Here is a 12601-nt window from a genome sequence, read left to right as displayed (position 1 = left end):
CTTAAACCAATTTTCATGGAAGAAGCTTATGTCAAAAGTATATCTGGCGTTACAAGACAACGATATGTCGCGTTATATCGTTCAGGCCGTTGAAGAAGATAATCCAGGAGTCACCGTTACCTACCAGCCAGCTATGATTCGTATGGAATGCGAAGATCGCTTGGTCATCAATCGCGAAACGGTCGAAGAAAAGCTTGGCCGTGAGTGGGATGTTCAAGAGCTGCAGCTTAGCTTGGTAACACTTGGCGGGAATGTCGAAGAGGAAGAAGATTCTCTGACGTTGAGCTGGAGTTGATAGTCTTAATTAGTCATGAACGATTGAAGTATATCATTAACTAATAACCTAGCATTTGCTAAGGAGTACAACATGAGTACCACAAAAACTAAAAAGCGCTTAAATCTGAAAGAAAAGTATCGGCTACTCACTCGTGATCTTGATTGGGACTTTTCTTATGAAGACAAAAAGGAAGCCTTTCCTTATGAAGAGTTCGAAGGCATCAAGATTACTGATTGGTCAAAATGGGAAGATCCGTTTCGTCTGACCATGGACACCTATTGGAAGTATCAGGCCGAGAAAGAGAAAAAGCTTTATGCTATTTTTGATGCATTTTCTCAAAATAACGGTCAGATGAATGTATCAGATCCACGTTATCTTAATGCCATTAAAGTGTTTTTGACAGGCGTTACGCCATTAGAGTATCAAGCATACCAAGGCTACGCTCATGTTGGTCGGCAGTTTGGCGGTATCGGCGCTCGTATTGCTTGTCAAATGCAATCCATTGATGAGCTTCGTCATGTGCAAACGCAAGTTCATGCTATGAGTCATTTCAACAAGTATTTCAATGGCTTTCAAGATTGGAGCCATATGCATGACCGTGTTTGGTATTTATCTGTTCCTAAGTCGTTCTTTGAAGACGCACGCTCAGCAGGACCATTTGAGTTCTTGCTTGCCATTTCGTTTTCTTTTGAATACGTACTAACCAATTTGTTATTCGTACCTTTCATGTCAGGTGCTGCACACAATGGTGATATGGCAACCGTAACCTTTGGCTTTAGTGCGCAATCTGATGAAGCCCGTCACATGACGCTTGGGCTTGAGATTATTAAATTCCTACTTGAGCAGCATGAAGATAACTTACCTATCGTACAAAAGTGGATCGATAAGTGGTTCTGGCGTGGAACGCGTTTGCTCTCTATCGTCGCGATGATGATGGATTATATGTTACCGAACAAAGTCATGTCTTGGAAAGAAGCGTGGGAAGTATATTTTGAAGATGCGGGCGGGGCGTTGTTTGATGATCTCGCTCGTTATGGCCTAAAAAGACCAAAATACAGCGAAGTGATTGAAAAGGAAAAAGAACATATCTCGCATCAAGCATGGTGGATTTTCTATAACTTCGGTCATGCGGCTGGTTTCCATACCTTTATCCCCTCTGATGAAGAGCTTGACTGGCTCAGTGAAAAATACCCTAACACTTTTGATAAATACTATCGTCCGCGTTGGGAGTTGGCAAAGAAAATGGAAGCAGAAGGCAAGCGTTTTTATAGCTCAGGCCTGCCTATGTTGTGCCAAGTCTGTCAGGTACCCATGACCTTTACGGAAATGGACGGTGATCCTGGTACATTTAGCTACCGTACGACAGTTTATAACGAAGAGCGCTACCACATGTGTTCAGATGGTTGCCATGATATCTTCGTTGATGAGCCTGAAAAGTACGTGCAAGCGTGGTTACCAGTACAGCAAATATTGCAAGGTAACTGTGGTGGCCCTGAGCTTGAGAAGATTCTTAGTGAGTATTATCGCTTCAATGTGGGTGTCGATAATATGGACTTCAAAGGTTCTGTGGATGAGCAAAACTGGAACAAATGGAAAGGGAACGCTTAATTTATTGGTTGATTAGAGCTTAGTAGCGCGGCCAAACAAAGTCAGCGCTACTGAACCAAGATACACAAATAAGCTCTCAACAATAGAATGCTAAATAGTTAATAAGCAAGTAATTAATGAGCAAATATATCAATAAGGAAATTATTATGGTAGTTACAGCGATTCGCCCAGATTACACGGGCAAGGTTATGGACAAACAAGAAAATTATGGCGACAACATTGTAGTCTTTGTCGGTTGGGATGAGCATCTGCTATTTTGTTCGGCAAAGGCTTTTCCGTTGCCGCCTAACATGACGTTTAAAGACTTTAAGGCTGGTGTATTACCTGACGGCTTCAATCAGCATCCTGATTTTGAGCATATAAAATGGGATGAGGTACTCTGGAATCTCAATGGAGAGATGATTACGCCATCAGATGAGCAAACTCTAGAAGAGGTTGGCTTTGATCATAAGTCGCTCTTACGCTTTAAAACGCCAGGTTTAAATGGCTGGAAAGGTACAGGTGTTTAAGGTTTCTTTTCAATTAAACATTTAAATCACTAATTTTAATAAATATTGCAAGGGAGAGCGATATGTCCTATGAAGTCACTATTGAGCCAACCGGTGATGTTATTGAAGTAGAAGACGGTCAGACTTTATTACAAGCGGCTTTAAGGCAAGGGGTTTGGCTACCTTTTGCTTGCGGTCATGGTACTTGCGGGACTTGTAAAGTTCAGGTTTTAGAAGGCTTTGCTGATCTTGGAGAGGCATCTACCTTTGCACTGATGGAGGTTGAGCGTGATGAAGGCAAAGTACTCGCTTGTTGTTGTTATCCTGAGTCCGATTTGGTCATCGAAGCCGATATAGATGTTGATCCTGACTTTTTGGGCTATCCGGTAGAAGATTATACAGCGACGGTTGAGTCAGTGACGCCTTTATCGCCTACTATTTTAGGAATTCGCTTGCAGTTAGATAGCGACATGCAATTCCAAGCCGGCCAATATATCAACTTAGATATCCCTGATGTTGGGACGCGAGCCTTTTCTATTGCCAATCCGCCGTCACAGTCTAATATCGTTGAACTGCATGTGCGCTTAGTCAATGAAGGTAAAGGCACTTCTTGGCTCCATAATGAGTTAGCAGTTGGTGATAGCATCGAGCTGTCAGGTCCTTATGGTCAGTTTTTCGTGCGCAGTAGCGATAGTCAAGATATGATCTTTGTGGCAGGCGGGTCAGGTTTATCAAGTCCTGAGTCGATGATTCTGGACTTATTAGAGCAAGGGGAAACTCGTCAGCTCTATCTATTTCAAGGGGCTAGAAATATTCCTGAGCTGTATCATAGAGATAAGTTTGAGCAGCTAGCAATAGAGTATGACAACTTTCATTATATTCCTGCTTTAAGTGATGAAGACACGTTAGGGGAGTGGTCAGGCTTCAAAGGTTATGTGAATGATGCGGTCAAGCACCATTTTAATGGGAAATGCTCAGGTCATAAAGCGTATATGTGTGGTCCGCCGCCTATGATTGATGCGACTATTACAACTTTGATGCAAGCCCGTCTATTTGAGCGAGATATTCATATGGAGCGTTTCTTAACTGCGGCTGATGGTACGGACGAGTCAAGTCGTTCTGCTTTATTTAAGCGCATTTAGTAGTCATAAGCTTGTCATATTTTTCTCAATATATACTTACATAAAAAACCCCGACATAAATGTCGGGGTTTTTTAGTTATCGTTTAAAGCGAGTCATTTTAATCGGTTTAAGCATTATGTTTATTTAAATAAAATACTTATTTAGGCAAAGTGTTTATGAATAGTTTGATTGAATACTTGTGGTTGCTCAATGTTTGAGATGTGTGACGCGTCAATCGTGGCAAGCGTGGCGTTAGGAATATGATCGACCATATATTGACCATCGGCAACCGTCGTCACTGGATCTTTAGTACCTGCCACCACCGTAATCGCGACATCGATATCTTTTAACTGCTCGCGAGTATCAGCGACAGCCAGCGCCTCACAGCAGCTGGCATAACCTTCGCTACTGTTAGCGGCAAGAGTGTCAGACAAGGCGTTGACGATATCAGGATGGTTACTGATAAAGCCCTCAGTAAACCAGCGCGATGCGGCTGTAGCGGCGATAGAATCCAAACCTTGCGCGCGAACCAATTGAGCGCGCGCTATCCACGCCGCCTCATTACCAATCTTGGCGGCAGTATTGCACAGCAACAAGTGATAGAAGCGGTTAGGATAATGGACGGCTAGCCACTGGCCCGTCATGCCGCCCATTGAGATGCCACAAAAGAACGCTTTATCAATATTCAAGTGATCGAGCAAATCAATGACGTCTTGTCCAAGCTGATCTAAGCTATAAGGGCCTTTGGGTGCAGAGGACTTACCATGACCACGGGTGTCATAACAGATGATGAAGTAATCGTTTTGCAAAGCATCAATTTGCGGCTGCCACATGTGGTAGCTGGTACCTAAAGAGTTGGAGAATATAAGCGCAGGGTTACGGCTATCACCAAAAGTGGCATAGCTTAAGGTAACGTTTTTATTTTCAAGTACAGGCATAACGATCATCCTTATTTGTCATTTTGGGGTGATGATGATGGTAGTGGCGCATCGAGTTATGGCTACGATGATTGGTTATTTATTGTTCAATACTCAGCACGTTCAACAATCATGGCGATACCTTGTCCCACCCCAATACACATCGAGCAGATGGCATAACGCTTATCCGTTTTCTCAAGTTGATTGAGTGCTGTCAAAATCAAACGTGCGCCTGATGCGCCAAGTGGGTGACCAAGCGCAATCGCACCGCCATTCGGATTGACACGCTCGCTATCGTCAGCTAATCCCAAGTCACGCGTGCAAGCTAGTGATTGCGCTGCAAAGGCTTCGTTTAATTCAATGACATCCATCTCATCAAGAGACAGTCCAGTTTGCACCAGTAGCTTTTTCATCGCAGGCGCTGGAGCAAAGCCCATAATACGTGGCTCAACACCTACCGTGGTGGAAGCAACAATACGCGCACGCGGCTTTAAGTTAAACTGTTTCACCGCTTGCTCTGAAGCTATTAAAAAAGCCGCCGCACCATCATTAATGCCTGAGGCATTACCCGCCGTCACTGTGCCGTTTTCTTTGACGATGGCACGCAGTTTGGTTAATTTCTCAAGCGTGGTGTCTGCACGAGGATGCTCATCTTTATCGACAATGACAGCCTCACTTTTGCGCTGCGGGATGATGACTGGGACAATCTCGTCTTTGAAAAAACCTGATGCTTGTGCAGCATTGGTACGTTGTTGGCTGCGTAGTGCAAAGGCATCTTGGTCAGCACGATTGATGTTGAACTGCTCAGCGACATTTTCCGCCGTTTGTGGCATGGTCTCCGTGCCATATAACTCGTCGAGCTTTGGGTTGATAAAGCGCCAGCCCATGGTGGTGTCTTCAAGCTTTTGACCACGCCCAAATGCTTTGACTGATTTTCCCATTACAAATGGTGCACGGCTCATGCTCTCAACGCCGCCTGCGATAATGAGACTTGCTTCTCCGGCTTTAATCGCACGCGCCGCTATCGCTAACGCATCCATTGATGAGCCGCATAAGCGGTTGACCGTAGTAGCAGGCACTTGATAAGGAAGACCTGCGAGCAATGATGACATGCGCCCGACGTTACGATTGTCCTCACCGCTTTGATTGGCACAGCCGTAAATAACATCATCTACTTGCACCCAATCGACATTGGTATTGCGTTCCATCAAGGCTTTAATAGGAATAGCGCCCAAATCATCGGCACGTATAGGGGCTAGAGCACCACCGTAACGTCCAAAAGGCGTGCGAATGGCATCAATAATATAGGCGTTGTTTAAACCAGTAGTTGAATCGAACATAGCGGTTATCCTAAGTTTTAATTATGAGATGTTTCTATTTAGTCGCGTCAATGAGGGTGGCACCCGTTACCGCTTGTAAGTCATTAAAGCTTAGGTTATCTACCATTTCAGTCACTACCAGCCCTTTATCAGTCACGTCGATGACACACAGGTCGGTGAAAATTCGATCGACGCAGCCCTTGCCAGTGACAGGAAAAGTAAGCTCACTGACGATCTTGGGTTCGCCTGTTTTAGTCGTGTGATTGGTCATTACAAAGACTTTTTTGGCACCGACGGCTAAGTCCATAGCCCCGCCGACAGCAGGTATTGCACCTTCTGCACCAGTGCTCCAGTTGGCCAAGTCACCATTGGCTGCAACTTGAAACGCACCCAATACGCAAATATCAATATGGCCGCCGCGCATCATGGCAAACGAGTCGCCATGGTGAAAGAAGCTACCGCCATCTAACATGGTGACGTATTCTTTTCCGGCATTGATCAGTTCTGGATCTTCTTCACCTTTGGCAGGGGGAGGGCCAAAAGCCAGCAGGCCATTTTCTGAATGCAAAAACACATCCTTATCAGCAGGTAAATACTTTGCAATTTTTGTGGGTAGTCCTATGCCCAAATTGACATAGGCACCATCTGGAATATCTCGGGCAGCACGCTCAGCGATTTGATCCCGTGTGAGTAATGTATGGCTCATGATGACGCTCCTTATGATTGACCGTATTAAGCGCTGGCTGCGGTAGTAGCATGTGTCGGCTCGATTTGCACCACATGTTGCACAAAGATACCTGGTGTGATGATGTGTTCAGGATCAAGCTCACCCAGATCGACACTACTAGAGACTTGAGCGATCGTCACGTCAGCTGCCATGGCCATGATTGGACCAAAGTTACGTGCCGATTTACGATAGACTAAATTGCCCCAGCGATCGCCCTTATCCGCTTTGATCAAGGCAAAATCTGCTTTGATTGGATATTCAAGCACATAGTCCTTGCCATCGATATGGCGCGTCTCTTTACCTTCTGCCAGCAAAGTACCAAAGCCAGTTGGCGTATATACCGCACCAAGTCCCATGCCAGCTGCTTGAATACGGCAGGCCAGATTGCCTTGTGGTACCAGCTCAAGCTCGATTTTTCCCGCATGATATAGCTCGTCAAATACCCAAGAGTCTGACTGACGCGGGAACGAGCAAATAATTTTGCGCACTGCCCCTGTTTTTAATAGTTTGGCAAGACCATGATCACCATTGCCTGCATTATTGTTAATAATCACTAAATCTTTAACACCCAAATCAATGAGCGCATCAATCAGTTCGGCAGGTTGTCCTGCCGTCCCAAAACCACCAATCATAATGGTAGCGCCGTCTTTGATTTGACTGAGCACCTTAGTCATACTTTTTTCGGCTTTATTTATCATAGTTTGACCCTATTTTAGATCTTATGGAAATCTTTAGAATACTTTGGTTAGCGACGCTCTGATCACCTCTCCCTCAAAAGTATTTTTATTTGAATACTCTTTATACACGGCGACATCCCCACCTAGTAGGTTAGGCGGTGAAAAGTAGCCCATGGATAGTCCTAAGGCGTTTCTTTCTTCGTCGCCATCGCCAGTCTCAAAAGTGTTATAACCGACCAAACCGACATCTAGCAAGCCGTAACTTTTGCTCAGACCCCATTCAACAATCAGTTCGTCATCTAAGTCATCACCGTTCGGCATCTCATAACGACTTAAGGCGCTGAGATTAATGTCACCTTGTTGATTGAGCTTGACGTTACCGCCAAGGGTCAGCATGACCGAATCATAGCCCTTTCCTGGACTTGCAACGCGTGTCGCATCAAAGTCGCCTGTGTCTGCCCAATAGCCAACGCCAGTGACTGCATCCCATCTGTCACCGTGCCAACCAATTACGCCGCCCACGTATAAATCACCTAGTCCTGTACGCTCGTCAATATTTTGGCCACCAACTTCAAGGTCAGTTCTTAATAAAGGGAGAACAGCTTCAAGTGTTAAGTCGCCACCTAATACCTTTTGCGGTGTGACCCATATCGCTCGATTGGCAAGGGCAGTAACATTAACCTCGCTGTCATCTGGTAACGCCTCATTTTCATCAGCGCTATAATTTACGAGATAGCCTCTGTAATACACCCCAGGTGGCGGTACTACACTTGCTTTTATTCCTTCAATGCCTGGGACATAGTGAGAGTCAGAAGCATGGACGGTAAATGACAAGCTAGCAGCGATCGTAAGTAGGGCGATTTTATTCATCGTATTTTTCATAGAACATCCTTGTTCATATTTTATTTTATGATTGTCTAAAACTTAAGATTAGTGTTTATATTAGACAACAAGTTCATGAATGGATTAGTGAGTTAAAAAAGATTAGATATTGGATTGAAAATAATGAGTGCTTGCCGAAAGTTAAACTTGATACCACAGCAGGGCGTGGTATCAAGTAGATATTGAGATTATTAGTCATGACTTTTATGTAAATACCTGAAGAAGCTAAGTATTTAACAAAATATACTATCTACCCTTGTGCACGGCGACGTTCTACTTCACTACCTTGTACATCAGCTTTACTGTTTTTTAACAGATGGAAGTCGAAATCGATTGAAGCATAAGGCTTATCAAGGCCTTTTTCTTTGAGATTATCAGCGTCGTCAACCATAGTGACTTCCGGTACTAAGCCTTCACGACTGGCAAAAGCAAAGTCATCCCAAAGGTATTCATCACCATCAATATTGATCTGCGTGGTTAATTTGCGCATACCTTCAGCACTAGCGAAGAAGTGAATGTGAGCAGGGCGATTACCATGACGTCCTAAAGCACTTAATACTTTATCCGTCATGCCACCTGGTGGTACTGAGTAACCCAGTGGCACAATACTACGAAAAGCATACTTGCCATCACCATCAGTAATGATGGTACGACGTAGATTAAAGTCAGGTTGCGATTCATCGAAGAAAGAGTAGTTACCTAAGGTGTTGGCATGCCATGCCTCTACTTTAGCATTCGGAATAGGATTGCCATCTTCGTCATAAACATATCCTTGCATAAATAGCACTGTGCCTTCTTCATCTTCAGTACCATCATCAAGCCGCGCAAAGCCTTTTTCTTCAGGAGCACCTGCTACATATAGTGGCCCTTCAATGGTACGTATTGTGCCACCTTCTAATCCAGCCGCTTTCATATCTTCTTCAATCATTAAATCCATGAAATGATCAAAACCTAAACCTGGTGATAAAAGGCCGGCTTCTTTGCCTAAATCGCCAATGTAAGACACACCAGTCCAGTATTCATCAGCAGTGATATTTAGATCATTAATCGTTTTCATCAAATCGGTCACAATGCGCAGGGTGATTTCTTGCACACGTGGATTAACTTTCTCAGGGAAGTCGATCTTGCCTTTAATGAACTGTTCAGCCAATTTTTCAATCTGCTTGTGTTCCATGTCCTTTCTCCTTGGGTTTAACCTGATTTGTGAGGATATCCTCGTGGTCGTTCAATCGTTTTAGCTGTCATCTTCACGAACAGATGATGGGTGACGAAGTAGTGGCGTCACTTCTACTTTCATGTAAGGATAAAGAGGTAATGACATCATGATATCGTGCAGCTCTTCATTGCTCTCAACATCGAAGATACTAAAATTTGAGTACTCGCCAGCCAATCGCCAAATATGACGCCATTTGCCTTGCTTTTGCAATTCTTGTGATAGTGCTTTTTCAGTGGCTTTTAGTTCTGCAACTTTATCAGCATCCATATCGTTTGGTATTAAGACATCCATTCGTACGTGATATAGCATTACTCTTTCCTTATGGTTTTGAGATAGTTAAACATTTGATTCGTTATAAGCTATTTTCAGCAGCAAGGTAGGGTTGAGAGTTTGTATTTGATACCGCTGATAGGCGGAGTCCTGCATAATGATAGACTTTATCGCGATCCACCTCGATACCGAGCCCAGAACCTGTTGGGACAGTCAGTCCAAAGTTATGGTAATTTAGCGGACGAGCTAAAATATCGTCTGTAAGAAGTAACGGTCCAAATAGTTCAGTATCAAAATTTAAACTAGGGTAAGTTGAGAACACATGAGCCGATGCGGCCGTGCCAATGGGGCCCTCTAACATCGTACCACCGTATAATTCTATTCCTGCAAGCTGTGCCATTTGTCCAATGAGGCAGGCCGCCTTTAGTCCACCAGCTTGGTTGATTTTGACTGCAAAGACATCAGCGCAATGATCAATTGCTAAACGAAAAGCATTTTGTGGATCTTGGACAATCTCATCGGCCATGATGGCCACCTCAAAATGCTCTTTTAAACGTTTCAGTCCCGCCTGATTACGCATAGAGATAGGTTGTTCTATTAAATCTACCCCGCCAGCTTGCAGACGCTTGATTGCGCTCATGGCTTCAAGCTCAGTCCATGCTTGATTGACATCGACGGTGACACGATACTCTGGTATAGCTTGCTTGATAGCCAGTACATGAGAAACGTCTTCATTAATAGGGTTACTGCCAATTTTCAATTTGAAAATCCGGTGCTTTTTTTGTTCGATCATCTGTTTTGCTTCGCTAATATCTTGATCAGTATTACCGCTGGCAAGTGTCCATGCCACTTCAAGCTCATTACGTACACGGCCACCTAATAACTCACTGACCGGTATGCCAAGACGTTTGCCCTCGATATCGAGTAGTGCGGTTTCAATTGCGCATTTCGCAAAGCGATTACCACTGATATGCTGGTTTAGTAACTGCATAGCTTTGGCAGTGGAAGTAGGGGCTTCTTTTAATAACAAAGGCGTGAAGTAAGTGTCTATATTGGTCTTGATACTATGTGGGCTCTCTTCTGCATAGTTGAGCCCACCGATGGTTGTCGCTTCGCCCCAACCTTCAAGCCCATCTTCTGTTTGAATATGAACTAAGACTAATGTCTGCTCATTCATTACCGTACAAGCAAGTTTATGAGCTCGAATGGTAGGTATCGGAACCAGCAATGTCGTAATTGAACGAATCATATTGCGCTAACCCTTGATTAATTAGTTATTATGCTTGTTATTAACTATAAGACTTATAAACTGCCGTGTCTAAGACCTTATATGATGCTTTTTTATACCTTTTAGGTATAGTATGGTGGTAATACAAGGGTTAAATAGACGGACAAAGTTGATTGACAACCTAATGATAATTAAAAAAATGATAATAAGGATAACGGTATGGAACTTAGACATTTACGTTATTTTGTCGCAATGGCAGAAGAGAAGAGCTTTAGTAAAGCGGCTGAGCGGCTTTTTATATCACAGCCACCGCTTAGTCGTCAGATAAAACAGTTAGAAGAAGAGATGGGTGTACTTTTGATTGATCGTGATCAACGGCCTCTTAAGTTAACTGAAGCAGGGGTCTTTTTTTACGAGCATGCCATACAGATTCTAAAAAAGTCTGATAATCTTCGAGCGATGACTATGCGTAAAGGGAAGTTTGATGGCTCTTTGTCTATAGGTTTTGTGGCGTCGATTTTATACGGAACGTTACCAAGAGTGATCTCCCGATTTCGCAAGGTATATCCTAATATAGAAATAAAGCTTCACGAGTTAAATTCGTGGCAGCAAACGCAAGCACTGACAAATGGCAAGATAGATGTGGGGTTTGGAAGATTATTTTTTGAAGACGCTGCGGTGAGACGTATTTTACTGAGAGAGGAGAGCTTAGTGGTAGCCACTCCTATTGATCATCCCATCATTCAACGACGACAAAGCACTATAACTATCGCTGATCTAGCTAATGAGAATCTATTATTATATCCAAAGGCACCGCGCCCTAGTTTTATTGACTTTGTTTTGAGTTTGTTTGAGGAACGCAATATTGAGCCAAATTCATTTTCAGAAGTCAGCGAATTGCATGTGGCTTTAGGTTTAGTAGCTGCAGGAGAAGGGATCACCATTGTGCCTCAAGCGCTTAAGAACCTACGCGGTACAGAGATTGGTTATATTCCATTAGAAGATGGATTATTAACGTCGCCAGTTATTATGAATGTCCGTCATTTTGATAAGTCGGATTTGCTAAAAACGCTACTCGATGTCACCTACAAGTTATATGATGAAGAGGAGTTTGTTTATCGGCGTGAAGAGATTTAAGCAATTTACTCACTATTCGTTAAGCTTCCTAATATTGACTCGCTTAAGGATAAAATCATGCAACAGTTTTATTATATATAAAGTGCTGCTCGTTTTGACGTAGGGATGTCAACGACATCTTACTTCACCATAGTTGTTAGAAGGTATTAGTGATTAAGACACCTGGTCAAACTCCAATATTAACAACACCACCTGAGAAAAGTGGATTTCATACCTCAGTCTTCTGCACTATATAAACAATAGCATTTAGGTGATTTTCGAATCAACAGAGTAAAAGAGTTTTATGGTAAAACAGTGGGGTGATATTCAGATGAATGTCTCACACAAAAAGGCTATGCTTGTTTGGCCAAATGGGATAATGGCTCTGTGCCCAAGCATACGTTATTTACATTGAATCAAGGGTTTGTCTATCCTGATCTTTACTTTTTCGACAAACCACAGTCCAACTACAATACCAATAATATGGTTATTGAGGTTGCGACTCAAAACTTCGATATCGAACATGATATCCAGCATTTCGATCGTAAAATATCGACAGACGAGCTGTTTGAGACTCATCAGCGCGCATGGAAAGAGGGTATCTATGTCGATGACGAACAATGGGCGATACTCAAAAAAACAGCAGCGGCTATATTGGTTGAGAATAGTGAAGCATCTAGTCGCGGGGCAGGGAGAGTGTAGGTTAGAGTATTTAGCAACAGAGGTGTAACCCTATGAATGTTCAGCATTGCTT

At 43.4% G+C, this 12601-nt stretch carries 14 protein-coding genes; 6 read left to right on the top strand and 8 right to left on the bottom strand.

The features are described from left to right. Positions 1-28: 28 nt before the first annotated feature. The 4 genes from AK822_RS08295 (at position 29) to AK822_RS08280 (ending at position 3515) form a co-directional block, all read left to right on the top strand. Positions 29-295: an MmoB/DmpM family protein gene (locus AK822_RS08295; protein WP_060491278.1), complete on the top strand. Its 267-nt coding sequence runs from the start codon at positions 29-31 to the stop codon at positions 293-295. A 72-nt stretch (positions 296-367) separates the two neighbouring features. Then, positions 368-1885: an aromatic/alkene/methane monooxygenase hydroxylase/oxygenase subunit alpha gene (locus AK822_RS08290; protein ID WP_060491277.1), complete on the top strand. Its 1518-nt coding sequence runs from the start codon at positions 368-370 to the stop codon at positions 1883-1885. 146 nt (positions 1886-2031) lie between these two features. Beyond that, on the top strand, positions 2032-2394 hold the full coding sequence (locus AK822_RS08285) for a phenol hydroxylase subunit P4 (RefSeq protein WP_060491276.1): 363 nt from the start codon (positions 2032-2034) through the stop codon (positions 2392-2394). A 62-nt stretch (positions 2395-2456) separates the two neighbouring features. Continuing rightward, the gene (locus AK822_RS08280) at positions 2457-3515 is read left to right on the top strand and encodes an NADH:ubiquinone reductase (Na(+)-transporting) subunit F (RefSeq protein ID WP_060491275.1); all 1059 of its coding nucleotides are present in this window, start codon (positions 2457-2459) and stop codon (positions 3513-3515) included. Between the two features lie 141 nt (positions 3516-3656). Here the strand turns inward: AK822_RS08280 and pcaD are convergent, their stop codons facing one another. From pcaD to AK822_RS08240, 8 genes are all read right to left on the bottom strand, one after another. Continuing rightward, a complete protein-coding gene (gene pcaD / locus AK822_RS08275) occupies positions 3657-4433 on the bottom strand; it encodes a 3-oxoadipate enol-lactonase (RefSeq protein ID WP_060491274.1) in 777 nt (258 codons plus the stop codon). Between the two features lie 86 nt (positions 4434-4519). Beyond that, positions 4520-5752 carry a 3-oxoadipyl-CoA thiolase gene (gene pcaF, locus AK822_RS08270; protein ID WP_060491273.1) on the bottom strand — a complete coding sequence of 411 codons (1233 nt, stop codon included), beginning with the start codon at positions 5750-5752 and terminating at the stop codon, positions 4520-4522. Positions 5753-5786: 34 nt separating this feature from the next. Beyond that, a complete protein-coding gene (locus AK822_RS08265; protein WP_060491272.1) occupies positions 5787-6437 on the bottom strand; it encodes a 3-oxoacid CoA-transferase subunit B in 651 nt (216 codons plus the stop codon). A 26-nt stretch (positions 6438-6463) separates the two neighbouring features. Further along, positions 6464-7156 carry a 3-oxoacid CoA-transferase subunit A gene (locus tag AK822_RS08260; protein WP_060491271.1) on the bottom strand — a complete coding sequence of 231 codons (693 nt, stop codon included), beginning with the start codon at positions 7154-7156 and terminating at the stop codon, positions 6464-6466. A 33-nt stretch (positions 7157-7189) separates the two neighbouring features. Continuing rightward, positions 7190-8017, bottom strand: coding sequence for a SphA family protein (locus AK822_RS08255; protein ID WP_060491270.1), 828 nt, complete (start codon positions 8015-8017; stop codon positions 7190-7192). Positions 8018-8267: 250 nt separating this feature from the next. Next, positions 8268-9191, bottom strand: a complete 924-nt coding sequence (gene catA, locus AK822_RS08250) for a catechol 1,2-dioxygenase (RefSeq protein WP_060491269.1) — start codon at positions 9189-9191, stop codon at positions 8268-8270. A 60-nt stretch (positions 9192-9251) separates the two neighbouring features. Next, positions 9252-9542 carry a muconolactone Delta-isomerase gene (gene catC, locus AK822_RS08245; protein ID WP_060491268.1) on the bottom strand — a complete coding sequence of 97 codons (291 nt, stop codon included), beginning with the start codon at positions 9540-9542 and terminating at the stop codon, positions 9252-9254. A 43-nt stretch (positions 9543-9585) separates the two neighbouring features. Then, the gene (locus AK822_RS08240; protein WP_060491267.1) at positions 9586-10752 is read right to left on the bottom strand and encodes a muconate/chloromuconate family cycloisomerase; all 1167 of its coding nucleotides are present in this window, start codon (positions 10750-10752) and stop codon (positions 9586-9588) included. Between the two features lie 198 nt (positions 10753-10950). Between AK822_RS08240 and AK822_RS08235 the strand changes: the two genes are divergently transcribed. Together AK822_RS08235 and AK822_RS08230 are read left to right on the top strand one after the other, a co-directional pair. Next, the gene (locus tag AK822_RS08235) at positions 10951-11868 is read left to right on the top strand and encodes a LysR family transcriptional regulator (protein WP_060491266.1); all 918 of its coding nucleotides are present in this window, start codon (positions 10951-10953) and stop codon (positions 11866-11868) included. 342 nt (positions 11869-12210) lie between these two features. Continuing rightward, complete coding sequence (locus AK822_RS08230) at positions 12211-12549, top strand: hypothetical protein (protein WP_227673302.1); 339 nt, start codon at positions 12211-12213, stop codon at positions 12547-12549. Positions 12550-12601 lie beyond the last annotated feature (52 nt).

Origin of the sequence: Psychrobacter sp. P11F6, from assembly GCF_001435295.1 — a bacterium.
Classification (GTDB): Bacteria; Pseudomonadota; Gammaproteobacteria; order Pseudomonadales; family Moraxellaceae; genus Psychrobacter.
Note: the sequence above shows the minus strand (reverse complement) of the source record. Positions and strands in the feature narration are given on the sequence as shown.